Source organism: Acidovorax facilis, from assembly GCF_050626955.1.
GTDB classification, from domain to species: Bacteria; Pseudomonadota; Gammaproteobacteria; order Burkholderiales; family Burkholderiaceae_C; genus Acidovorax; species Acidovorax facilis.
Map to the genome: position 1 here is coordinate 945,760 of NZ_CP192460.1, position 22,222 is coordinate 967,981.

Genomic DNA, 22,222 nt, shown 5'->3' on the forward strand with positions numbered 1-22,222 from the left:
ATTAATAGCTGTCTGCGCTTGTTGGTAAAGCGCTACAGCCCGTTTTTGTTGATATGAATGCCGACCGCCCGGGCATGCCAAGGCAGCGCCACGCGCCGGGAGAGGGCGGTGGCTTGTGGTTAGCCTGCGCGGCAGCCGGGGCTCAGTGGGCCTTGGGCGGCTCGGGCAGGGCAGGCGACGCCATGCCGTCGGCCAGCACAAACGTGAGCGTGGTCACGTAGCTGGCTTCGCCGTACTTCTCGCCTTGCACTTCGCCGGGGGTCTTGTCGCTGTGCTTTACCTCGGCCACGTACTGGCCCTTCCAGGGGGTGACGAAGGTCACCGTGCCGTCTTCACCTGCCTCGGCCTCGCGCGTCCAGCCCGACGGGGCGGCCAGCTGCACCTTGGCCTTGGGCAGCGGGGCGCCCTTGTAGACCACCTTCAGCTGACCGGGCTTGCCGGTGGGCACCAGATCCAGCGGCGCGGTGGGGGCCACGGGCTGTGCCAAGCTGGCCACCCAGCGGGCGGAGGGCTGCCAGACCATCGCTGGCAGATTGCGCTTGCTGCGGTCGATCAGCGGGTAGCTGGCGGCGGCGAACAGCGTGTCGGGCGTGCCCGTGGTGGTGTAGACAAAAGCGTCTTTGGCGAGCTGGCCTTCCACGCGCTGGGCGGCGGCACCTGCGCGTTGTTGTTCCAGTGCAGGCACACCCTTGAACTGGTCCAGCCGGCCGGGCGAGGTCTCGCGCAGGTTCTCGTTGAACTCGCCAAAGTGCAGGCGCGCCTGGCCGCCAGCGTTTTCGAGCCAGACCTGGTGGGCTTGGGCGGAGTTCACCGCGGTGAGGGCGCCGCAGGCCAGCAGGGCGGACAGCAGCGGGGCTTGGAGGCGTTGGTTCGAGGACATGGACGTTTTCCTTTCGGTGGTTTTGGTGACAGCAAAAAACAGCGGAGCGCAGTGCTCCACACCCCCGGCGCTACAGGGGGAAAATACTCATTTTTGATAGCTGCCTGCGCTTGTTGGATAAGCGCTGGGTGGCTTTTTGACCCTGAAACGGGTCTTGGCAATGCCCGTGTGGGGCGGGGTGCCGCTTTAGAAGTCCACGCTCACGCTCAGCGACAAGGTGCGCGGCGCACCCACCACCAGGTAGCCCGCGCCGGGGTAGCCGCCGACTGAGGCCCAGTAGTTGCGGTTGGTCAGGTTCTCGATGCGCGCGCGCAGCGTAACGAGCTTGCCTTGCACTTCCGTCATATAGCGGGCTCCCACATCGAGCCGGTTCCAGCCGGGCACGCGCAGGGTGTTGGTGGCGTTGGCATAGCTGGCGCCGGTGTGCACCCAGCGGCCGTCCACGGCCAGGCCGGGCACGCCGGGCACGTCCCATTCCGCCCCCAGGTTGGCTTGCAGCTTGGGCACACCGATGACGCGCTGGCCGTCGGTGGCGGCAGCGCCGGTGGTCAGCTGCTTGGCATCCAGCCACGTCAGGCCGCCCAGCAGGCGCAGGCCCTTGGTGGCCTCGCCTTGCACGGCCAGCTCGATGCCCTGGTGGCGGTCCTTGCCGCTGGTGCTGAAGAGGTTGGCCGTGTTCAAAAACGCACGCGGCTTGGTGGTGGAGAACAGGGCCACGCTGCCGCCCACGCGGCCGGCGTCAAACTTGATCCCCACTTCCTTTTGTTTGGAGACATACGGCGCCAGCATCTCGCCCCGGTTGGTCGCCGTGCTGGGCGCGGTCTGGCCCTGGCTCAGGCCTTCCACATAGTTGGCATACACCGACAGGCCCTTGTTGACCTTGTAGACAGCCGCCAGCAGCGGGCTGGTGCGGCTCTGGTCGTAGCGGTCGGTCTGCAGTCCGGTGCCGTAGTCGTAATTGGCGATCTCCATCTTCTGGTGGCGCAAGCCCACAGTGAACAGCAGGTGGTTGTCCATGAAAGCCATCGTGTCACCCAGCGCAAAGCTGGACAGGCGCGTGCTGCCGGTGCGCAGGGGATTGGCCAGGTCGCCGCCAAACAGGGTGTTGGCGCTGAAGCCGGGCAGGTTGGTGGCTATGGGGTTGTAAAGATTGGTGGCGTGCGTGTTGCGCCAATCCATGGCGTAGGCGTTCTTCTTTTCGAAGTCGTAGTGCGACGCCACCGCCACCCATTCATGCCCCACGCTGCCGGTCTGCAGCTTGCCACGCAGGCCCAGCTCGCCGGTGTTCACGCTGTCCTTGCGGGTGTTGTCAAAGCGGTAGGTGGTGGCGGCGCCGCTGGCGGCGTTGGTCACCGTGAGGTTGGCCAGTGAATTGGCTTCTTCGCCACGGCGCGCGCCCGCCGCAGCCCAGGCCGTGGTGCTGGGCGTCAGGTCCCACTCGCCACGCAGCGTGCCGAACACATCGCGTTCGTTGGAGTAGCTCCAGGGCTGGGCAAAGTTGGTCTGGTTGTCGGGCACGCTCGGCACCGTGGTCACAGCGCTGCCCAGCGTGACGTTGGTGCGGGTGTTCTTGAGCTTGTGGTCTTGCCAGCCGATGTCGCCCGACAGGCGCACGTCACGGCTGCGCCAGTCCAGGCCCACGGCCAGCAGGCCGAGCTGCACGTCTTCGTGGTCCACCGCCGTACCGCCATTGCGGGCAGCAGCATTCACGCGGATGCCAGTGTTGCCATCCGGCCCGAAGCGGCGGGCAATGTCGGCCGCCACCTGCGTCTGGCCGCCGCTGGCCACGCCAAAGGTCACGCGGTTCAAGGGCTCGTTGGGCGCGCGCTTGGGCAGCAGGTTGATGCTGCCGCCCAGGCCGCCGCCGTTGGGGCTGGCGCCGTTCAAAAAGGCCGATGCACCGCGCAGCACCTCCACACGCTCGAACAGTTCGGTGGCGATGTATTGGCGCGGCAGCAGGCTATACAGGCCGTTGTAGGCCGTGTCGTCCGAATCGAGGATGAACCCCCGGATGAAGAACGCCTCCTGAAAATTGCCAAAGCCACGTGCCACGCGCACCGTGGGGTCGTTCTGCAGCACATCGCCCACGCTGCGGGCATGGCGGTCCTGGATCAGTTCGTTGGTGTAGCTGGTGATGGAAAACGGCGTGTCCATCGCGTCCTTGGTGCCCAGGATGCCCGCACGGCCCCCACGGGCCACCTGGCCGCCGGGGTAGGCGGGCGACAGGCCTTGCACCGATGCGTCGGCGCTGGCGTTGACCGTGACGGTGGACAGGGTTTTGCCGTCGGGCTCGGTACCGCTGGCCGTCGCTTGCGCCCAAGCGGCGGGCGCGGCCAGTGTGAAGAGCAACGCGGCGGCCAGTGCGGCTGGGGTCAGGGTAGGGCGGCGAGGGGAATGGGAATTGCGCATGGCGTGGTGAAGGTGCGGGGAATTTTCAGAGTGGCGTGGCGTTGGCCTTGGTGCCCGCTTCGTCGGCATCGGTGTGGGGTTTGTCATGGTCGCGTTGCGCAGTGGCCCTTGGCGTGGTGCGCGGCCAGCAGGTCCAGCCCATCACCACCACCGGAATGCCCAGACCCACCCACGACCACCAGTCGCCCCAGGTGTCAGACACCAGTGCCGTGATGAGGCCGGTGGTGGTCAGCACACCCATCACGATGGGCCAGCCCCACAGCGACCAGAAAGGGCTCGCCTTCATGCGCGGCCCTCCGTGCTTGGCAGCGCGCCGCCAGTGCGTGCGGCAGCCGTTGGCGGCAGGCCGGTGTGGCCGTGCACGGTGGCTGCCGCCGTGGCGGTGCTGGTACTGGCGTTGCTGGCGCTGCCCGCCTGCGCACCTTTGCGCAGCCATAGGTACAACCCGCTGCCCAGCACCACGATGGTGGCAACGTCGAGCAGCGCCCAGAGGATCTTCATCGGCATGCCACCGTAGTCGCCAAAGTGCAGCGGCTGCGAAACCAGCAGCGCCGTCAGGTACCACGGCAGCTGGGGCGCTGCAGTGACCTGCGCCGTGCGCGCATCCACCAGCACGGGCTTGAGCAGGCGCGAGGTGAGCGGCTCGTTGCCACGCAGAAAAAACGTGTTGTGATGTGGGCTGGAGAACGCCGTGCCCGGGAACGCAATGAACGACAGCTTGGTGCCCGGCGCCTGGGCCTGCGCCACCTCCAGCGCTTGTTGCAGCGGCCCGCGCTCTGCGGCGGGCACGATGGGCTGGCCCTCATAGGGCTTGAGCAGCACCGACAGCTGGTCGTACTGCCAGTACTTGATGAGCAGATCGGCCCACGTGTTGATCATGCCCGTGCCGCCCACCACAAATGCCCACACCAGCGTGACGATGCCCAGCAGGTTGTGCAGGTCGAGCCACTTCACGCGCGTGGAGCGGTCCCGCCGCACCTCGCCAAACGCCAGCTTGCGCATGAAGGGGGCATACAGCACCACGCCGGTGACGATAGCCACCAGCAGCAACAAGCCCATGAAGCCCAGAAACAGCTTGCCCGGCAGCCCCGCAAACAGGTCCACATGCAGCTTGAACATCACGTACATGAAGCCCTCGTCAAACCGTGGCTGCGCCAGCACCTGGCCCGTGCGCGCATCCACCGCCACGGAGCGGAAATCGTCCGTGGGCGCCGGTGTGGGCGTGAGCGTGACGAACCACACGTTGTCATCGTCCTCGGCGTGCGACGCGAACTGCACCACACGATCCGGGTGCAGTGCCTGCGCGGTGGCCAGCACCTTGTCGAGGCTGGCGCGCGGCGTCTTGGCGGGCATGGCGGGCGCCTCGACCTCGGTGCCCAGCAGGTGGCCAATTTCGTGGTGAAAGATCAGCGGCAGGCCGGTGAGGCACAGCAGCAGCATGAAGAGGGTGCACACCAGGCTGGACCACTTGTGGGTCCAGCTCCAGCGGCGCAGGGCGGTGGGGCTCAGCATGGCGTGGGGGCGGGGTGGCAAGGGCAGTCGGGCAGTCGCACCACCGCTAGCGCCGCCCACGGCACGGAGCGCGCTGTCGCAACAGAAAAGGCGAAAAAGTGGTTCATCAAGCCAGACAACCCGGAAACATCGGAAGACGGTGGGTGCTGGCTGCAGCCGGGAGGCCTGTTCAAAAAAGGCTCCGGGGGAGGGCTGTGGCTTGCGGAAACCTAATTTTACATTGCAAATGGGAATTGTTTTTATTCGTGACTACGTGGGGGTAAGGGTGTTGCGAAATCGGCTCCGCCTGCTGCCCATCAGGCGCTTTGTGGGAGGGATGGCTTTGCGCACAGGGGCTGCGGATGCAGGGCGGGGTTTGAGTCTGCAGGCTATATTCCCATCGCCACAACGCGTTGGTTTTGAAGGCATTCACACATGCGTTTGAAACCAGTGCATCGGCTTCAAAACCAGGTTGCGAGCCGCTTTCAGGAGAGTTCCGTGTCCACGATATCCCGCGCCGTTCAGCCTGCCGCGCACGCATCTGCGGCTTGCATGGGTGCCTTGTGTCGGGCGCTGCACAGGGCTGCCTTGCTCGGGCCCGCTGTTCTGGCCATGCTGTGCACGGGCAATGCACATGCCGCAGACGGAAACACATCCGCAGAGCAAAGGGCCCGGCTCGCAATACCCCTCGAGTTTCGGCATTCCGATTTTGTCTGGACCACTGCAGAAGGCGACTTGAACGGCGACGGCGTTCCCGACCTGGCCCTGTTGCTGACAAGGCACAAAGGAGAAGGCCAGCGAGAGGAGCGGTTGCTTGTCCTGACCGGAAGGGCAGATGGCAGCTATCAGGTGCTCTCGGTTTCCGGCGAGTTCTGCCACCCCAGCAAGTTCTACAACCTGGACATCAAAAACAATTCGTTGTTCGTTCAGGCGGTCTACTACGCAGACGCCGCTCGGTTCTCGGGCTTCACGCTGCAGTTCCGCTACAACGCCAAGACCGAAGACCTGGAACACATCGGCGAGCAACAGGATGACGAAGACTATTCCAGCAACTCCTCTTACCGAGTGAGTCTCAACTACCTGACCAACGCCGCCATTCATTCACGGCGTGTGGGAAAGAAGTACAAGGAAGTGAGAGGCCGGCTCACCGATGCGCCTGGCGTGCTGCCTTTGAACGGGTTTGTCTGCGAAGGCTACGGCATGACGAGTTCTACGGTCTACCTTGATGAAAGTTTCAAGGTGCACAAGAAAGGCGGGACGCCCCCATGATGCGGAGCGGGTTCGTCGAAGGAGCCCGCAGCTTGTTGTGCAAGGCTTCGCGAGCACGCGTCGCCCTCTCCGATTCATCCAATCCTGAAAAGTTAGTTGCCGAATCCATGAAAAAGCACGTTTCCGCAAGAAAGAGAGCATCGCTTCAGTTGCTGAACGCTGAACTGGTGCGACAGGTCATGAGTGGCATCTTTCCGCCGAAAAACGACTACGTGGAGGACATGGCGCTGTACGAGGACTTGTTGCCAGAGCTACGCAGGTTTGGGATAGCAGACCGAGGTAATCTCAAACGCCTGATGACCCGGCACCGCAGGTCGTTGTTGGCGGATGATCGCAGCCGGCTTGCCGTGTGGGAGCAGCGCCATTTCAGTGAGATGTTTGGAGCGGAGTTCGTTCGTGATGCGGTTCGTCGGCACTACTGGTTTGCTTATCCCGCGCTGATTCGCAATGCGTTGCAGTCCGAGTTTGGCGAGATTGCTGCTGTGCGTGACGAAGATGTGGATGGGTAGCCGTGGGTATTTTTTGCGCACATCAACCATCTTCTTACGATGGAAGACCTGTGAAATCCGTGTAGTCAATCGCTGGGCACCAAATTTTTCAGTCCCCAGTGCCAGCGCTCTTCTCGAACCTTAAATCGTATGGGTTGCATCCTTCACTTTGTGGGCCGCGAGGCTGATGTGGAAAGCCTCGTCGCGCTGAGTCCGGTTGAACCGTGCAACGTTTGGCGGCGCGGTGTGCCGCGCAGTTCCCGGCCGAATAGTCGGCCTGCAGTGACTTCTGGGCTGACCTTGGTGGTGAGTGACGCTGAGTTTGAAGACCTGGAGCAGCAGCAGGCCGACGCAATCCAGTTTCTCCGTGCCCATTCAAGCATTTTGAAGAACATGAGCGAAGTTGCAGGCGTGGAGCATGCGACTTTGGACTTTGGGATCGCTATGCGCGATGTGGTCGTACAGTCTGACCATTTTCCCGCCGACCTGATTGCGGCGCTGGCGGTCGCTGGCTGCGGCATGGAGTTAACTCAGTTTCCGACGGGACGCAAGGCGAAGAACCTCAAACGCTATCGCAAGGCGCTGCGTTCCGGTCAGCTTCGACGTTAAACCTCTGCAGTTCCTGCCCCATGCTTGCCTCCGGTCGTTTCGAGCTCCGTCCCTTCGCTGAATCCGATCTCCCCTCCTTCGTCGAGGCCGTTCTGGAGTCCACTGCCACCGTCGGGAAGTGGATGCCCTGGGCCCATCCCAATTACTCAACCGCCGATGCTGCGTCCTGGTTTGCGCATTGCGAGGCCGAGTGGGAGCGCGGTTCCAGCTACGAGTTCGGCATTTTCGACGCCGGGTCCAATACCCTTGTGGGCGGCTGCGGCCTCAATCAATTCAACCTAGTCAACGGCTTCTGCAACCTGGGCTACTGGGTCCGCCAGTCCTGGCAGCGCCAAGGCGCAGCGCTCGCCGCCGTTCAGGCACTCAGTCAGTTCGCCTTTGCAGAGCTCAAGCTGGGCCGCGTTGAAATCGTCGTGGCCCAGCACAACACACCCAGTCTCAGCCTGGCCGAGCAGTCGGGCGCAGTGCGAGAGTGCCTCGCGCGGAATCGGCTCAAGGTGCATGGCTGCTTTACGGATGCCTATGTCTTTTCCCTCGTTCCCCCAGGCGTCTGACGCCGCCGTCAAAGGAAGGTCTTGCGCCAAAGCGCAGGCCACCCTTTCCGAAGAACGCTTTGCCCTATGAGCCAAATTGCACAGCCAGTGGAGGTCCGCCGTCTTGGTGCCGATGACGCTGCGGCGTTTTCGGCTTTGCGACGAGAGGTCACACGAGCAGACCCCGTGCCCATGGGTTTGACGTTCGAGGAAGAACTCACGCGCACGTTGGAAGGCTTTCGAGCGCAGTTGTCCGCACCTCTTCCAAACGCTGTGTTCGGCTGTTTTGTTCTGGGTGAGCTTGCCGCGACAGCGGCTGTGAGCCGCGCAGGCCAGTTCCCATCATCGCATCACAAGATGGTGATGTGGGGCGTGTTCACGTCCCCTCGGCACCGTCGCCGGGGACTAGGCCGGCAAGTCGTGGAAACCGCACTTCAACACGCCTTCGACAACGGCGTGCACCGGGTGAACCTGCAGGTGTACCTGCCCAACGAATCGGCCATCGTGCTTTACAAATCAATAGGCTTTGTGGAGTACGGCGTCGAGTCTGAAGCTGTATGCCTTGATGGTCAGTATCACGACGGTGTTCACATGACGCTTGCCAAAGATCGGCATGACAAGCCGCGGCATCCGACGGCCTTCGACGCCCGCTGAGCGGCGTTGAACCGTGAATCGGACTTGTGCTGTTCTCAGAAGCCTGCGGGTTGTGTCCAGGCCTCCAGCAGCGGCTGCGCTGGCGGTACTGCACCAGCCGGCGCATCCTGACCGACCTTCGCCAAGGCGAACTGAAAAGCGCTGAGTGTGCAGGCGCTCCTCATGAGAGGTCCTCCCGGCCGGGGGTACTCGGCGCGGGGTGTGTCGGGCGCGAGCTTCAATACCGCGCCTTGAGCGCCACCGTCACACGCCGCGGCTCGCCATAAAAGTTCTGGCGCGAAATGCCTGACACCTTCTCGTAGTAGGTCTTGTCCAGCAGGTTGTCCACCGACAGGTTCAGAGACAGGTGGTCGTTGATCTGGTAGCCCACCTGGGCGTTGAACACTGCGTAGCCCGGTGCGTTGATGCGCAACGCACCGCTTTGCGCAAAGAACTCGCTGCGGTAGGTCATGCCGCCGCCCACGCTGAAGCCGCGCAGCGCCGGGCTGGTGAAGGCATAGCGGGTGAACAGGTTCACGCTGTGGCGCGGCGTGACGGGGCTGAACACCTGGCCCTGCTGCGCCACGGGGGCCTGGAGGTAGCGGGTGTCGTTGTAGGCGTAGCCCGCCAAGATGTCCCAGCCGGGCAGGGGCTGGCCGCTGATCTCGGTTTCGAAGCCTTGCGCGCGCACCTTGCCGCCGGCGATGTAGGCGTTTGCCACCACCGGGTCGGCGATGGCGCGGTTCTCGTCAATGATGCGAAACAGCGCTGCATGGGCCTGCAGGCGCTTGTGCAAAAACTCGCCCTTCACGCCCAGCTCCACCTGCTTGCCTGTGCGTGGGGCAAGCAACTGCTTGGCCGCGTTGAGCTGGCTTTGCACCACGAAGGTCTCTGCATAGCTGGCGTAGCCGGTGTACTGCGGGTGGAAGTCCCACATCAGAGCCAGCGACGGCACGAATTGGCGGCCGGGGTCTGCCGATGCGGTGACTGCGCCCGTGCTGGTGCTGCGCGTCACCACCTCCGCCCACGACAGACGCCCGCCTGCCAGCAGCTTGACCGTGTCGGTCAGGCCGATCTGCGACTGTCCGTACAGCGCGTTCTCGCGGCGCGTGACGATCGAGGTGAAGCCCGGCAACCGGATGTCTGGGTAGGCCAGGTCGTAGTGGGGCTGCAGCAGGTTGAACGGCAGGCTGGGGCCGTAGGCGTAGTTGCCGTCCCAGCTCTTGCCCTCGTTATGGCTCGCGCCCACCAGCAGCTTGTGGGTGCGGCCTGCCACCTGCACCGGTGTGGCCAGGAAGGCGTCGTAGTTGCGGGTGCGCACGTGAAAGTCGCCGTCCACGGTTTCCATGGTGAAGCTGCCGTCGGCGGCCAGGGCACTGTTGGCGCGGGCCGAGCGGTAGAACGCCGTGCGGTCGATGTCGCGCGCGGACAGGCGCACCAAGCCGCCGCCATCCAGCCGGTGTTCCAGCTCTGCGAAAACGTCGGTGGTCTCCAGGTCTTGGCGGTTGGCGCGCAGGCCGGCAAAGGCGCCGCGGGGCAGGTCGGCCAGGCGGCCATTGGCATAGGTGGGCAGGCCCTGGTCGATGGCGGCGCGCACGCGTTGCTGCGCCGCGCCCACCGACACGGTGGTGGAGGGCGCGATGTCCCATTCCAGCGTGCCGTAGCCCAGGCGCTTGTTGTTGAACAGGGTATCTACAAAACTGTCTTTGTCTTCCACCACCGCGACGGCGCGCGCGCGGATCGTGCCTTCGGCATTGAGGCCGCCGCCCACGTCTACGGTGCCCCGGCGCAGGCCGAAGGAGCCCACCGCCGCATCGGCGCCAATGGCCAGCTTGGCCGGGGCGCGCTTGCGCACAAGGTTCACGGTGCCGCCGGGCTCGCTCGCGCCCTGCAGCAGCCCGGCCGGGCCGCGCAGCACTTCGATGCGGTCATACATGGCCGTGTCGAGCGTGCTGTAGTTGCCCTGGGGAATCGGAACGCCATCGAGCTGGATGGCGCCCAGATCGAACCCGCGCGCCTGGAAGGTGTTGTAGTTGCCCGCACCATCAAAGCGCGTGACCGTCATGCCGGTGCTCAGCTTGATGGCGTCTTCCACCTTGGTCAGGTTGCGGTCATCCAGCTGCTGGCGCGTGACCACGCTGAGGGACTGCGGCGTCTCGCGCGGTGCCTGCTGGAGCTTGCCTACGCTGACTTCGCGGGCGGTGTACTGGCCCGAGCCTTCGGTCCCCGCGCTGTTGGCCTCGTCGGTCACCTTCACTTCGGGCAGCGCTGTCGTGGTGGGGGTGCCCGTGGTGGGGCCGGAGCTGGTCTGTGCTTGCGCCGTTGCCACGGTGGCCAGCAGGGCGGCAAGGGCCAGTGGGTGCATTTGCATGGTGCTTCTCCTCCTCGGTGTTTGATATCTGCTATTAAATTAATAGCTTCTAGCGCTTATCCATCAAGCGCTAGCAGCCAAAAATTGTTCAAATTTGCGTGCTGCGCCTGCAGGCGCAGCGTCAGAACCGCGTGCGCAGCGTCACCTGCACCGCGCGCGGCGAGCCGGGCAGGATCAGGTTGTCGTTGCTGCCGTGGGCCGACACGTAGTACTTGCGGTTGGCCAGGTTCTTGATGTTCACGTCCACATCCCACTGGCCGAGCGTGTACTGCAGGGCCGCGTCCAGCGTGGTGTAGCCGGGCAGGGTGACCAGATTGGTCAGCGAGGTGAAGCGCGCACCCACATAGTTCACGCCGCCGCCCACGCGCAGGCCGTGGCCCAGGTCTTTCATGGCCCACAGGAAGGCGGAGTTGCGCGGCGTGAGTGCGGGCACCTTGCCTTGGGCGGCGATGGCGGCGGTGGGCAGCTGTGTGGAGGTGGTGGTGGCCAGTGACTTCGTCATGCGGCCGTCCAGCCAGGCGTAGCCGGTGCTCACATCCCAGCGGCCGGGCAGGCGGCCGTTGGCGGTCAGCTCCAGGCCGTTGGTGCGCTGGGTGCCCACGTTGATCTGGCGCGATGGGTTGGTGGGGTCGGTGTTCTTGATGTTGGTGCGCTCCAGGTTGAAGAGCGCGCCGGTGATGTTCATGCGGCCATCGAGCAGGTCGAGCTTCACACCGATTTCCTTGTTCTCGGTGATCTCGGGCTCGGCCGCAGTGTTGTTAGCCGCCAGCGCAAAGGTCTCTGCCGAGGGCTGGAAGGATTTGCTGTACGACACGTAGTACGACACCACGTCGCTGGGCTGCCACACCAGGCCGGCGCGGGGGCTGAACTTCTTGTCGGTGCGCGAGAGTTTGTTGAGCTTGCGGTCGAACGTGGTCTCCTGCCCGAACACGTCGTAGCGTGCGCCCACCAGCGCCTTCCATTGGGGCGCCAGCGTGATCTGGTTTTGCCAGTACAGCGCGGCCGTGTCTTGCGTGGTGTGGCTGGGGATGGCGTTGTCGGCGTTGTAGTTGGCCGCTGGGATGGCGGGGGCAGGGCGGTTTCCGGGGTTGAAGAGTGGCACGCGGTCTGCGCCACCGGTGACGGACTCAGAACGTTTCTTTTGCTGGCCCAGTTCCACACCCATCAGCCACTCCTGCTTGAAGCCGCCCAGCTGGTTGCGCCACGTCACGTCGGTCTGGTTGAAGAAGCCTTTTTCGTCGCGCAGGATGAACGAGCGCGTGCGGCCCACCGTCAGGTTCACCGGGTCGGTGGTGCCGCCGGGCAAGGTGTTGTAACGGTCCAGCGTGTAGTCGTATAGGCGCGTGACGTTGCGCACCGACCAGTCGTCGTTGAAGCGGTGGTTCAGCGTGGCCGCGAACGACTGCAGTGTGCTGGTGGTGGTGTCGTCCTGCGCGGCGTTGCTGGAGCCGTAGTAGGTGCTGGCGGGCACGTTGACGGGGCGGCCGTTGAGCGCGGGAATGCCGAAGTCCGTCAGGCGCTTGTCGCGTGCATTGGTGTACTGCAGCAGCAGGTCGGTCTGCGCCGCGAGCTTGAGCGCGAGCGACGGCGCGAAGTTGTGGCGCTTGACGAACTGCTGGTCGCGGTAGCTGCCGGAGTCTTCCACGGCGGCGTTGATGCGGAAGGCGGCGGTGTCGCTGATGCCCACATTCACGTCGGCCGTGGCGCGGCGGTAATCGAAATTGCCCAGGCCCAGCGATGCCTCGCCCGAGGTCTCGCCAAACTTGGGCTTCTTGGTCACGCGGTTGATCAGGCCACCCGACGATCCGCGCCCGTACAGCACTGCGGCAGGGCCCTTGAGCACTTCCATACGCTCGATGTCGGCCAGGTCACGGAAGTACAGCGCGTCGTCGCGCACGCCGTCGACAAACTGGTCGGCAATGGCGGTGAAGCCCCGGATCACCACCTGGTCGCGCTGGCCGTCGCCGTGGCTCATGGCCACGCCGGGCACGTTGCGCAGCGCGTCTTCCATGGAACGCGCACCCTGGTCGCGCAGGAGCTGTGCGGGCACCACGTTCACGGCCTGGGGCACATCGCGCAGTGGCGCGCTGCCTTTGGTGGCCGAGGTGCTGGCGGCGGGCGAATAGCCGTCATCGCCCGTGGTGGACTGCACGGTGACTTCGCCCAGCGTCTGCGGCGTGGTCTGCGCAACTGCAGGGGGCGGCGCCGTCGTCTGCGCCAGTGCCGTGCCACACAGCGTGGCAAGCAGGGCGGCCACCAGCGGGTGGAGCCGATAGGGGGTTGGTGTGTAAGCGTGCATGGTTTTCCTTGGAGTGAGCGCAACGCGGTTGGCGAAAAGCCCTTGCACCTCGTGGCCTGGCGCGCGCCGCAAAGGCCCGCTGTCTGGGATGTGGTGGGGCCGTGAAAACAGATAAGCGAGTTCGAGCCCGAGCGGCTCAGCGCACGGCTGCGGGAGCGTGGAGCCTGTCCATCACCACCCCAGCGCCCGCGCCAGCAAGCCCGCCAGCAGGGCGGCGCCAGCCAGTTCGGGCGTGCGCCGGGGCTGCCAGGTGACGGTTGCCGTGACCGCCACGGCGGCCACCGACAGGGCCACGGTCCATGCCGTTACGCCCAGGGATGCAGGCACGCCCCCTGGCGGGTGCGCTGCTGCCAGCCACAGAGACAGCACCAGCAGCAGCCAGCCCGAGCGGCGCAATGCCACCAGGCGGCGCGCGGCGCCTTCCTGGCCCAGGGCGTCTTCGTGGTGGCGATCCATGCCCAGCGCAATGGCCGACCAGGCGGCAAAGCACAGAAGAAAGGCAGACATGGCTCAGGCTCCCGAGGTGGAGGTTTCGGCAGGCGCCACGGGCACCGACGGGGCAGGCCGCGCATTCTTTGCAGGCGCACCGCGACGGGGTACGCGGCCGGGGCGCACGCGCCACGCCAGCCAGCCCAGCAGCAGCCCGGTGGCCAAAAACGACAGGTCCATGCTGGCCCACACCCATTCGCGCGCGGGCAGGCTCACGCCCAGGTGGGTGTGTGTGGTCAGCGCGTTGATCAGCGGCAGCGCGACCCACACCAGGCCCGCAGCGGCCAGCGGCACCGTCCAGCCCAGGCGGTGCGGGCGCACCACCGCGCAGGCCAGCGCCCACAGCAGCGTGATGCCCCAGGCGCTGAAGAACCAGGCCAGCTCTGCATCCGCTCGGCCCTCGATGCCCACAGGGATCAGGCGGTTGGCGGCCAGGTACACGCCACAGGCCAGCGGCAGCCCGGCCAGTGTCGTGATGTTGATGCCAGCCACCAGGCGCTCGCCAAACGGCGCTTTGGGGTGCGCAGCGGGCGCGGTGCTGGTGGCTGTGGCTGTGGCTGTGGCTGTGGCTGCCCCTTTGCGGCTGGCCTGTGTCTGCGACTTGGCGCTGCGCTTGACCGACCACAGCACCATGCCCGTAGCAATCATCAGGCTGCCCAGCACCCCAAAACCGAACAGCGCCCAGCGCAGGCCCACATCGGCAAACCGCGCCATGTGCAGGCCATACAGCACGCCATAGGTCTTGACGGCGGGGCTGGTGGCGTCGGCCTGGTCCAGCCATTGGCCGGTGGTGGCATCAAACAGCAGGCGCGGTGGGCGGTACTGCAGGCGGTCGCCTTCGTGGCGCGTTACCTCCACCACGGCGCGGCCGTTGGCATCGCGGCGCGCCTGCACGCTGCCGATGCGCCCGCCCTGCCAGCGGGTGGTGGCCGCGTCGATGATGGGCTGCAGGGCGATGGCGGGCAGGGGCTCCACCTTGTCGCCCGCACCCCGGCGGGGACGGCTTTCGGGCTTTTCGCCCTGAAGGTCGGCAAAGTACGCGTTGGAGTCCACGCCTTTCTCGTTCTTGTAGTTGGCGGCAATGCCCGCAGGCATGTACAGCGTGTGGAAGATCATCAGCCCGCTGAAGGTGATCATCAGATAGAACGGCAGCACCAGCACGCCGCTGACGTTGTGCGCATCCAGCCAGGCACGCTGCCCGCCCTTGGTAGGGCGGAAGGTGAAGAAGTCCTTGAAGATGCGGCGGTGTGTGATCACGCCAGTGATCAGCGCCACAAACATCAGCATCGTGGCCACGCCCACCACCCACCGGCCTTGGATAGTCCAGCGGCCTTTTTGCGCGGTACGCAGCTCGAAGTGAAAGCGGTAGAAAAAATCACCGCCCATGGTCTGGCGCGCCTCGATGGGCTCGCCCGTCTGTGGGTTCATGCGCAGCGTTTCAAAGCGCCCGTTGCCGGTGCCGCGCCAGAGCATGTTGACAGCTGGGTCGCGGTCATCGGGCAGGTGCAGGATCCACTGGGTGACGTCGGGGGCCTTGCGCACCAGCGCGTCCACGGACTTCTGGGCCACCTGCGCATCGGCCGCGTCGGTGCGCGGCAGCCCGTGCATCTCGGGCCGCATCCACAGGTTGAACTCGTTCTTGAAGAACGACAGCGTGCCCGTGAGGAAGATCGCAAACAGCAGCCAGCCCAGGATGAGCCCTGCCCAGGTGTGCAGCCACGACATCGCCTGGCGAAAGCCTTCGCGGTCGGCGCTCTTGCGCACGGTGGAGGTCGCTGTGGTCATGGCGTGCCCCTCATCCATTGCGGCGCCATGGCGCACGCGCCCAGTGCCAGGGCGGGCAGCAGTGTGCCGCCCCAGGCGCCCCAGGCCGTGCGCGCATAAAACGCCCATCCCGCCGCCATGGCATAGGCCAGCCAGGCCAGCATGGTGGCGGTCAGCACGGCCTCCACGCGAGGCATCCACAGCGCCAACACCAGCGAAAGCGCAGCGGTGAACCCCGCCGCCAGCGCATAGCCGCCAGCGATGGCCGCCATGGCGCGGGAGGTGATGACCAGGCGGTAGCGCCAGTCAACGCGGGCCGCCTTCATGGCCGACCTGCGGCGGCACCCAGGGCGGTGCGGCCTTCAAAAAAGGAGAGAAGCAGAACTCCTGCAGGGCAGGGGCTGGCGGTGCTGCGCGGCATCAGAAAGGCTCCAGGCAGTAGGTGTCGTACGGCAAACGTACAAACGCTGGCTGCAGCGGCGGAGAGCCCGGCTGACTGGCTGGCTAGGTGTTAAAGGGAATCACGGGACCTGCCCTTGCAGATCGGGAGCTGCAAGAAGGAATGGCCTTGGTCGTAAGAACGCATTCTACTTTTGTTGAGAAGCATTCGCATTTATAAAAATGCTATTTGCACTGGTTTGATGTGTGCTTGCAACAGCTTGTGACATGGGGGTAGGGCTGTGCTTCGCAGCCCCGTGCAATCGGCGGAACTTGGTGATGGCGTGGGCACAAAAAAACGGGCCTCGGCCCGTTTTTTGTTGTTCTTCTTGGTACTTTTCGTGGAGCGCTCTGGTGCAGTCTTGGCGTTACTCCACGTCACCCATCTGCGATTGCAGGTAGTTCTGCAGGCCCACCTTGCCGATCAGATCGATCTGGGTTTCCAGGAAGTCGATGTGCTCTTCGGTGTCGTCTAGGATCTTTTGCAGCAGGTCGCGCGAGACATAGTCACGCACCGTTTCACAGTGGGCGATGCCATCCTTGATGGTGGCCTGGGCGCCTTGTTCGGCGCGCAGGTCGCAGGCCAGGATCTCTGGTACGTCTTCGCCGACCTGGATCTTGGCCAGGTCCTGCAGGTTGGGCAGGCCATCCAGCGTGAAGATGCGGTCCATGAGCCAGTCGGCATGCTTCATCTCGCCGATGGATTCCGAATACTCCTTCTTGGCCAGCTTGTCGAAGCCCCAGTGCTTGAGCATGCGGTAGTGCAGGAAGTACTGGTTGATGGCCGTGAGTTCGTTCTTGAGCTGGGCCTGCAGATGGCCAATGACCTGTGCGTCACCTTTCATGGGGACTCCTTGTTGTGTTGTGTTGATTCGGCTTCGATTGTCGTGAGCCATATCAACACGCGCAAGGCATATCCCTGCTAGAGCGCGCTGGCTGCGTGTGAGGTTGATAGGCGTTCGCGTTCACCCCGGCTGACCCCATCCGGCCCGGTAGGCCCGATGGGGCTGCGCAGGCCGTGCGCGGGGCTATTGTGCGGCGCGTGGCGCGGCGGCCTGTGTGCCCATGGCGGTTGCGGCTGCAGACGATGGCGCCGTGCGCCGCTCACGCCAGTGCGCCAGGCCCAGCCATACCGTGGGCACCAGCACCAGGGCCAGCGAGATGGCCTGGGCAATGGTGCCTTCGGCCAGGTCTTCGGTGGCCGCATGCCAGTAAGCGTTGTCGATGCCGGGTATCGCTGCGCCTTCGGTGAACTCATGGAACGCATACACCACCAGTTGCACCGCAAACACCGCCATGAACCACGACGTGACGCGGAAGAACCGCGCAAGGTTCACCGCGCGGCCGTAGCGCGTCCAGGCCCAGGCGATGGCAATGGCCAGCGCCAGGCCCGCCAGGCCGCCCCAGGCCATGTAGCCCAGCTCGGCGCTGCGGGCCAGGGCGGCGAGCATGGTGGCGGTTTCCACACCTTCGCGGCCCACCATGAAGAGGGCAAACAGGAACACCGCCACCCAGGCGCGCGGGCCTTCCAGCACACTGGCGCGGTCCATGCGCTGGGCAATGTCCTGGCCCATGCCTTGGCCCGCACGGCGCATGTGCACCACGCACCAGGCCACGGTGGCGGCAGCCACCAGCGCCATGCCACCCTCGGCTGCGGGCGACAGCGCACCCACCTGCGAGAGCACCCAGCCCAGCACCAGCGAGAGCAGGGCTGCCACGCCCACGCCCGCGCGCAGTGGCAGCAACAGGTGCAGGCGCCCGGTCTTGCGCAGGTACAGGGTGGCAATCGCCACCACCAGCAGGGCTTCCAGCCCTTCGCGGAAACAGATCAGAAGTGTTTGGAACATGGTGTTTGAGGTCTTTGCTATAAATTTATGAGCTGCTTGCGCTTATCAATAAAGCGCTGCAGGCCGTTTTGACCAATATTTCAGAGGCGTCGAGCTTTGGCTGGCCCACTGCAGCAAAGTGGCCTGGGCGGCGTTGCTGCAGTGCAGTAGATGATAAAACTAAACGCGAATCAGTTGTATTTGAATGTTTGATATGCCGCAAGGGTTGACCGGGTGGGCGGTGGTTCTTGCAGCGGCTTCCTTGCGGTCTTTGGGGGTTTAAAAGGGGGCAAAATGCCCGCCCCGGCCTGAGGGCAGGGTGTCACTGTATAGTCACAGGCAATTGATCCAATCAAATCAATTAATTGGATTGATGGTCTCGAAAGGCCTAGACTTCAGTCCTGTTCAGTTAACCAACCACTAAGGAAACAGCAATGTCCCTGATCAATACGCAAGTTCAGCCCTTCAAGACCACCGCTTTCGTCAACCGTGACGGCAAGGGTGAATTCATCGAAGTGACCGAGCAGTCCCTCAAGGGCAAGTGGTCCGTGCTGATCTTCATGCCCGCAGCTTTCACCTTCAACTGCCCCACCGAAATCGAAGACGCTGCCGACAACTACGCTGAGTTCCAGAAGGCCGGCGCCGAGGTCTACATCGTGACCACCGACACCCACTTCTCGCACAAGGTGTGGCACGAAACATCGGACGCCGTGGGCAAGGCCAAATTCCCCCTGGTTGGCGACCCAACGCACCAACTGACCAACGCTTTCGGCGTGCACATCGCTGAAGAAGGCCTGGCACTGCGCGGCACCTTCGTGATCAACCCCGATGGCGTGATCAAGACCCTGGAAATCCACTCCAACGAAATCGCCCGTGACGTGTCGGAAACCCTGCGCAAGCTCAAGGCTGCCCAGTTCACCGCCGCCAACCCTGGCCAAGTCTGCCCCGCCAAGTGGAAGGAAGGCGCCAAGACGCTGACCCCTTCGCTGGACCTGGTTGGCAAGATTTAAGTTTTCTTATCTCGGCCCCTAAAGCCGGACAGCGTCATGGCGCCTGTGCGCCATGCCGTCCGGCTTTTTTACGCCCGGAGTTTGACCCGCAGGCTTGATCCGAACCACGCTTGCCATCACGCTCCCCACATACAACTCCAAATTCAAAGGACACCACCATGCTCGACGAACAACTCAAGACCCAACTCGCCGCCTACCTGGAGCGCGTGCAGCAGCCGTTTGAGCTGGTGGCATCCCTGGACGACAGCGAGACAGCGCGCGACATGCGCGAGCTGCTGACGACTATTCAATCGCTGCGCAGCGACAAGATCACCCTGCGCACCGATGGCAACGATGCGCGCAAGCCATCCTTCAGCCTGCAGCGCGTAGGCGCTACCAACAGCCTGCGTTTTGCCGGCCTGCCTCTGGGCCATGAATTCACCTCGCTGGTGCTGGCCCTGCTGTGGACCGGCGGCCACCCTCCCAAAGTCGAGCAGGACGTGATCGACTCCATCAAAGCGCTGGATGGCGACTTCAACTTCGAGGTCTACATGAGCCTGACCTGCCACAACTGCCCGGACGTGGTGCAGGCGCTGTCGCTGATGGCCATCGTCAACCCCAAGGTCAAGACCACTGTGATCGAAGGCGGCGCCTTCCAGCAGGAAGTGACCGAGCGCGAAATCATGGCCGTGCCCATGGTGTTTTTGAACGGCCAGGTCTTCGGCTCCGGCCGCATGTCGATTGAAGAAATCGTCGCCAAGCTCGACACCGGCGCCGCCGCCCGCGAAGCCGCCAAGCTCAGCGCCAAGGCACCGTACGACGTGCTCATCGTCGGCGGTGGCCCAGCAGGCGCCGCGGCCGCTGTGTACGCCGCCCGCAAAGGCATCCGCACCGGTGTGGCGGCCGAGCGCTTCGGCGGCCAGGTCAATGACACGCTGGCGATTGAAAACTACATCTCGGTGCTCGAAACCGACGGCCCCAAGTTTGCCGCCGCACTCGAAGCCCACACCCGCGCCTACGGCGTGGACATCATGAACCTGCAACGCGCCGACAAGCTCATCCCCGCGGCCGAGCCAGGTGGCCTCATCAGCGTGCATATGGCCAACGGCGCCACGCTGCAGTCCAAGACGGTGATCCTGTCCACCGGCGCCCGCTGGCGCAATGTCAACGTGCCCGGCGAAGCCGAGTACAAGAACAAGGGCGTGGCCTACTGCCCGCACTGCGACGGCCCGCTGTTCAAGGGCAAGCGCACGGCGGTCATCGGCGGCGGCAACTCGGGTGTCGAGGCTGCCATCGATCTGGCTGGCATCGTGGCCCACGTCACGCTCATCGAGTTTGCCGACCAGCTCAAGGCCGACGCCGTGCTCGTCAACAAGCTCAAGAGCCTGCCCAACGTGACCATCCACACCAACGCGCAGACCACCGAAATCACCGGTGCCGACGGCAAGGTCAACGGCCTCAAGTACAAGGACCGCGCCACCAACGTGGAGCACCTGGTGCCGCTCGAAGGCGTGTTCGTGCAGATCGGCCTGGTGCCCAACACCGAGTGGCTCAAGGGCACGGTGGAGCTGTCCAAGTTCGGCGAAATCATCGTCGACTCGCACGGCCGCACCAACATCCCCGGCGTGTTCGCAGCGGGCGACTGCACCACGGTGCCGTTCAAGCAGATCGTGATTGCTGCGGGCGACGGATCGAAGGCGGCGCTGAGCGCGTTTGACCACTTGATCCGCATGCCGGTGGTGGCTGCGGCCGAAGGCGCCAAGGCTCCCGAAGCGCAGCGCGAAGCCGTGGCAGCGTAGGACGGGGCAGGGCGGCGGGGGCGAGCTGGTTAGGGCCAGTGCTTTCGAGGCACACCCCAACTCCCCTCTCCCCTCGTGGGAGAGGGGCCGGGGGAGAGGGGGGGCGCATTCCCTCCGCGCCAGTTTGCCCCCTCTCGCCAACCCTCTCCCGCGAGGGGAGAGGGAGTCATGCAGGGGGCATCTCAAGCAAATCGGACCCTGGCGCTTGCTAGTAAAGCGCTAGTAGCTATCAAAACAAGAGCGACTGGATGTTTCAGCATCCGGTCGCTTTGCTTTTGGTGCCGATCATGGAGGCATGGAATCGTCAAGTCAGTGGCACGGTGGAGAGGGTTCTCATCCACTTTCGTCGGAGCTCGCGATAGTTTGCTACAGTGCGGCCGTTGCTCACATCACCTCGCAAGCTCGGCAATGGACTGAATGTGAAAGTCTGCGGCTACGCCAGGCGTGCTGGTGCCTACCAAGCAGGTGGTCATGCCCAACTTTCTGGCCGGTAGGATGTCGCGCTCCAGGCTGTCACCCACAAACAGCACTTCATCTGGGAAGGCTCCTACCGCGTCGAGCGCCGCAAGAAACGGCCGCGCGGATGGCTTGATGGCGCCAACCTCTGTGGAGAAGATGGCGGCGGCAAGGATGGGGGCAACACCACTCGCTATCAGTTCTTCCTTCCAACAATGCGACGGCGCCCACACGTTGCTGACAATGGCGACAGCACTTTGTTCTGCGACAGAGCGCAGTGCAAGAGCGGCCCAAGCTGGCACTTTGCCGACTTCGTGCCTGGCAATCGTCATGGCGATCGCTTCATGCTCGCTGGCGGGAACCCCGGAGTGGGTGGTGATGAAGTCGGCCAAGGAGGGGAAGCACTCCACCAGCCGGGGATCCTCATAGTCGCGCAGAAAGGCTGCGTAGCATGCGCTTACAGCCGATTGCACGTCAGCGAACGACAGGCTCCCGCCACCGACCGCACGATAGCTGGTGTAGTAGTCCTGCTGCGGGTCGAACCGATCCCCTCCGAACATGAAGGTGCCATTCATGTCGAAAAGAACAGCCCGGTAGCCTGCCATGCCTGGAGGCTTTGCTTGACACATAGATGACGCAGGCTCAATCGGCCATAGACGGGCTGTTGCTGACCCGATGGACCTCGACAAGGATCATATTGACTGGCACTTGCTTTCCTTTGCTGTAAACGCCTGCTTGTCATGGCGATTGAAGCCCGCCGATTCATAAAACTGGAAGGTCGCCTCATCCTTCCTGCCGGTCATCAGCATGACCTTGTAGCAGCCTTGCGACCAAGCAAACGACAGAGCCTCAGCGAGTACTGCCTTGCCATACCCACGATTGCGATGTGCTGTATGGGTCACGACGTTTTCGATCAAACCATAGGGCTTGCAGCCACGGGTCAGATTCGGAACCACGGTGATGGTGCAGCTGCAGATGAGCTTGTCAGCCACGTAGACCCCGAAATATCGGTAGCGTGGGTTGCTCTGTAGTTCTCGCCAGATGGCTTCAACCGTTGATGCTCCCGGCAATGGGTCGTCATCTTTGTGAAGGTGTTGATACAAGTCCAGGAGGCTGTTTAATTCCGAGGGGTCAATTCGGCGAACTTCCATGCACTCCTCTTTTGAGTTGTTTGGGTATGACGATTGCGGCGTCCAGGAGATCGCTCGTGCGCACGCCAAGGGTTGCAGCGAGATGTTGCCACACGCCGCGCACGCCACATCGGGCTTGTTAAGAGTTGCCGCATGGGGTTTTAAATTGTTGCTATTGAGAATTATTCTCATATAATTTCATCCCATCAGCCAGCCACAACCGCCCGATCTTCTGCGCGCAGAAGCCAAGGCCGTCTGCATGGAGCCAGCTCTGTATTCGTTGTCGTTTCAGAGAAGGACTCCCCTCCGTGGCGCAGGCATTCCGTTCCCCTTCGTTTTCTCCCCGGCG

20 protein-coding genes are annotated in these 22,222 nt (G+C 63.9%); 7 read left to right on the top strand and 13 right to left on the bottom strand.

Annotated features, from left to right (window positions below; all coding sequences use genetic code 11):
- Positions 1-142: 142 nt before the first annotated feature.
- From ACQ4MJ_RS04280 to ACQ4MJ_RS04295, 4 genes are all read right to left on the bottom strand, one after another.
- Complete coding sequence (locus ACQ4MJ_RS04280) at positions 143-880, bottom strand: TonB-dependent receptor (RefSeq protein ID WP_431149818.1); 738 nt, start codon at positions 878-880, stop codon at positions 143-145.
- 186 nt (positions 881-1,066) lie between these two features.
- Positions 1,067-3,289: a TonB-dependent receptor gene (locus tag ACQ4MJ_RS04285; protein WP_431149816.1), complete on the bottom strand. Its 2,223-nt coding sequence runs from the start codon at positions 3,287-3,289 to the stop codon at positions 1,067-1,069.
- A 25-nt stretch (positions 3,290-3,314) separates the two neighbouring features.
- The gene (locus tag ACQ4MJ_RS04290; RefSeq protein ID WP_431149814.1) at positions 3,315-3,575 is read right to left on the bottom strand and encodes a hypothetical protein; all 261 of its coding nucleotides are present in this window, start codon (positions 3,573-3,575) and stop codon (positions 3,315-3,317) included.
- The gene (locus ACQ4MJ_RS04295; protein ID WP_431149812.1) at positions 3,572-4,801 is read right to left on the bottom strand and encodes a PepSY-associated TM helix domain-containing protein; all 1,230 of its coding nucleotides are present in this window, start codon (positions 4,799-4,801) and stop codon (positions 3,572-3,574) included. Before ACQ4MJ_RS04295 ends, ACQ4MJ_RS04290 begins: the two co-directional genes overlap by 4 nt.
- 477 nt (positions 4,802-5,278) lie before the next feature.
- Between ACQ4MJ_RS04295 and ACQ4MJ_RS04300 the strand changes: the two genes are divergently transcribed.
- The 5 genes from ACQ4MJ_RS04300 to ACQ4MJ_RS04320 all read left to right on the top strand — a co-directional run bounded on the left by ACQ4MJ_RS04300 (position 5,279) and on the right by ACQ4MJ_RS04320 (position 8,333).
- Complete coding sequence (locus ACQ4MJ_RS04300; protein WP_431149810.1) at positions 5,279-6,049, top strand: hypothetical protein; 771 nt, start codon at positions 5,279-5,281, stop codon at positions 6,047-6,049.
- Positions 6,050-6,156: 107 nt separating this feature from the next.
- The gene (locus tag ACQ4MJ_RS04305; protein ID WP_431149808.1) at positions 6,157-6,558 is read left to right on the top strand and encodes a hypothetical protein; all 402 of its coding nucleotides are present in this window, start codon (positions 6,157-6,159) and stop codon (positions 6,556-6,558) included.
- Between the two features lie 129 nt (positions 6,559-6,687).
- Complete coding sequence (locus ACQ4MJ_RS04310; protein ID WP_431149806.1) at positions 6,688-7,146, top strand: hypothetical protein; 459 nt, start codon at positions 6,688-6,690, stop codon at positions 7,144-7,146.
- A gap of 20 nt (positions 7,147-7,166) precedes the next feature.
- Positions 7,167-7,700: a GNAT family N-acetyltransferase gene (locus tag ACQ4MJ_RS04315; protein WP_431149803.1), complete on the top strand. Its 534-nt coding sequence runs from the start codon at positions 7,167-7,169 to the stop codon at positions 7,698-7,700.
- A 66-nt stretch (positions 7,701-7,766) separates the two neighbouring features.
- A complete protein-coding gene (locus ACQ4MJ_RS04320) occupies positions 7,767-8,333 on the top strand; it encodes a GNAT family N-acetyltransferase (RefSeq protein ID WP_431149801.1) in 567 nt (188 codons plus the stop codon).
- A 217-nt stretch (positions 8,334-8,550) separates the two neighbouring features.
- Here the strand turns inward: ACQ4MJ_RS04320 and ACQ4MJ_RS04325 are convergent, their stop codons facing one another.
- The 7 genes from ACQ4MJ_RS04325 to ACQ4MJ_RS04355 all read right to left on the bottom strand — a co-directional run bounded on the left by ACQ4MJ_RS04325 (position 8,551) and on the right by ACQ4MJ_RS04355 (position 17,520).
- A complete protein-coding gene (locus tag ACQ4MJ_RS04325; RefSeq protein ID WP_431149799.1) occupies positions 8,551-10,683 on the bottom strand; it encodes a TonB-dependent siderophore receptor in 2,133 nt (710 codons plus the stop codon).
- Positions 10,684-10,804: 121 nt separating this feature from the next.
- On the bottom strand, positions 10,805-12,982 hold the full coding sequence (locus ACQ4MJ_RS04330; RefSeq protein WP_431149797.1) for a TonB-dependent receptor: 2,178 nt from the start codon (positions 12,980-12,982) through the stop codon (positions 10,805-10,807).
- Between the two features lie 171 nt (positions 12,983-13,153).
- Positions 13,154-13,489 carry a DUF3325 domain-containing protein gene (locus ACQ4MJ_RS04335; RefSeq protein WP_306555691.1) on the bottom strand — a complete coding sequence of 112 codons (336 nt, stop codon included), beginning with the start codon at positions 13,487-13,489 and terminating at the stop codon, positions 13,154-13,156.
- Between the two features lie 3 nt (positions 13,490-13,492).
- On the bottom strand, positions 13,493-15,256 hold the full coding sequence (locus ACQ4MJ_RS04340; RefSeq protein ID WP_431149795.1) for a PepSY-associated TM helix domain-containing protein: 1,764 nt from the start codon (positions 15,254-15,256) through the stop codon (positions 13,493-13,495).
- The gene (locus ACQ4MJ_RS04345; RefSeq protein ID WP_176886506.1) at positions 15,253-15,561 is read right to left on the bottom strand and encodes a DUF3649 domain-containing protein; all 309 of its coding nucleotides are present in this window, start codon (positions 15,559-15,561) and stop codon (positions 15,253-15,255) included. The genes ACQ4MJ_RS04340 and ACQ4MJ_RS04345 overlap by 4 nt, the downstream gene beginning before the upstream one ends.
- Before the next feature lie 480 nt (positions 15,562-16,041).
- The gene (bfr, locus tag ACQ4MJ_RS04350) at positions 16,042-16,518 is read right to left on the bottom strand and encodes a bacterioferritin (RefSeq protein WP_055398627.1); all 477 of its coding nucleotides are present in this window, start codon (positions 16,516-16,518) and stop codon (positions 16,042-16,044) included.
- Positions 16,519-16,701: 183 nt separating this feature from the next.
- Positions 16,702-17,520, bottom strand: a complete 819-nt coding sequence (locus ACQ4MJ_RS04355) for an FTR1 family iron permease (RefSeq protein ID WP_228899542.1) — start codon at positions 17,518-17,520, stop codon at positions 16,702-16,704.
- A gap of 413 nt (positions 17,521-17,933) precedes the next feature.
- On the opposite strand from ACQ4MJ_RS04355, the gene ahpC reads away from it, so the two are divergent.
- Together ahpC and ahpF are read left to right on the top strand one after the other, a co-directional pair.
- Positions 17,934-18,509, top strand: coding sequence for an alkyl hydroperoxide reductase subunit C (gene ahpC, locus ACQ4MJ_RS04360; protein WP_431149791.1), 576 nt, complete (start codon positions 17,934-17,936; stop codon positions 18,507-18,509).
- A 158-nt stretch (positions 18,510-18,667) separates the two neighbouring features.
- Positions 18,668-20,287 (top strand): alkyl hydroperoxide reductase subunit F, encoded by a 1,620-nt coding sequence (gene ahpF / locus ACQ4MJ_RS04365; RefSeq protein ID WP_431149789.1) that lies wholly within the window; start codon positions 18,668-18,670, stop codon positions 20,285-20,287.
- Positions 20,288-20,676: 389 nt separating this feature from the next.
- Here ahpF and ACQ4MJ_RS04370 read toward each other — a convergent pair whose 3' ends face one another.
- Positions 20,677-21,348, bottom strand: coding sequence for an HAD family hydrolase (locus ACQ4MJ_RS04370; RefSeq protein WP_431149787.1), 672 nt, complete (start codon positions 21,346-21,348; stop codon positions 20,677-20,679).
- 87 nt (positions 21,349-21,435) lie between these two features.
- Positions 21,436-21,894 (bottom strand): GNAT family N-acetyltransferase, encoded by a 459-nt coding sequence (locus ACQ4MJ_RS04375; protein ID WP_431149785.1) that lies wholly within the window; start codon positions 21,892-21,894, stop codon positions 21,436-21,438.
- Positions 21,895-22,222: the final 328 nt, after the last annotated feature.

Bases quoted from the DNA above. Each gene is read 5' to 3' on its own strand.
- ACQ4MJ_RS04280 (WP_431149818.1), bottom strand. From the start codon at position 880: ATGTCCTCGAACCAACGCCTCCAAGCCCCGCTGCTGTCCGCCCTGCTG.
- ACQ4MJ_RS04285 (WP_431149816.1), bottom strand. From the start codon at position 3,289: ATGCGCAATTCCCATTCCCCTCGCCGCCCTACCCTGACCCCAGCCGCA.
- ACQ4MJ_RS04290 (WP_431149814.1), bottom strand. From the start codon at position 3,575: ATGAAGGCGAGCCCTTTCTGGTCGCTGTGGGGCTGGCCCATCGTGATG.
- ACQ4MJ_RS04295 (WP_431149812.1), bottom strand. From the start codon at position 4,801: ATGCTGAGCCCCACCGCCCTGCGCCGCTGGAGCTGGACCCACAAGTGG.
- ACQ4MJ_RS04305 (WP_431149808.1), top strand. From the start codon at position 6,157: ATGAAAAAGCACGTTTCCGCAAGAAAGAGAGCATCGCTTCAGTTGCTG.
- ACQ4MJ_RS04310 (WP_431149806.1), top strand. From the start codon at position 6,688: ATGGGTTGCATCCTTCACTTTGTGGGCCGCGAGGCTGATGTGGAAAGC.
- ACQ4MJ_RS04315 (WP_431149803.1), top strand. From the start codon at position 7,167: ATGCTTGCCTCCGGTCGTTTCGAGCTCCGTCCCTTCGCTGAATCCGAT.
- ACQ4MJ_RS04320 (WP_431149801.1), top strand. From the start codon at position 7,767: ATGAGCCAAATTGCACAGCCAGTGGAGGTCCGCCGTCTTGGTGCCGAT.
- ACQ4MJ_RS04325 (WP_431149799.1), bottom strand. From the start codon at position 10,683: ATGCAAATGCACCCACTGGCCCTTGCCGCCCTGCTGGCCACCGTGGCA.
- ACQ4MJ_RS04330 (WP_431149797.1), bottom strand. From the start codon at position 12,982: ATGCACGCTTACACACCAACCCCCTATCGGCTCCACCCGCTGGTGGCC.
- ACQ4MJ_RS04335 (WP_306555691.1), bottom strand. From the start codon at position 13,489: ATGTCTGCCTTTCTTCTGTGCTTTGCCGCCTGGTCGGCCATTGCGCTG.
- ACQ4MJ_RS04340 (WP_431149795.1), bottom strand. From the start codon at position 15,256: ATGACCACAGCGACCTCCACCGTGCGCAAGAGCGCCGACCGCGAAGGC.
- ACQ4MJ_RS04345 (WP_176886506.1), bottom strand. From the start codon at position 15,561: ATGAAGGCGGCCCGCGTTGACTGGCGCTACCGCCTGGTCATCACCTCC.
- bfr (WP_055398627.1), bottom strand. From the start codon at position 16,518: ATGAAAGGTGACGCACAGGTCATTGGCCATCTGCAGGCCCAGCTCAAG.
- ACQ4MJ_RS04355 (WP_228899542.1), bottom strand. From the start codon at position 17,520: ATGTTCCAAACACTTCTGATCTGTTTCCGCGAAGGGCTGGAAGCCCTG.
- ahpC (WP_431149791.1), top strand. From the start codon at position 17,934: ATGTCCCTGATCAATACGCAAGTTCAGCCCTTCAAGACCACCGCTTTC.
- ahpF (WP_431149789.1), top strand. From the start codon at position 18,668: ATGCTCGACGAACAACTCAAGACCCAACTCGCCGCCTACCTGGAGCGC.
- ACQ4MJ_RS04370 (WP_431149787.1), bottom strand. From the start codon at position 21,348: ATGGCAGGCTACCGGGCTGTTCTTTTCGACATGAATGGCACCTTCATG.
- ACQ4MJ_RS04375 (WP_431149785.1), bottom strand. From the start codon at position 21,894: ATGGAAGTTCGCCGAATTGACCCCTCGGAATTAAACAGCCTCCTGGAC.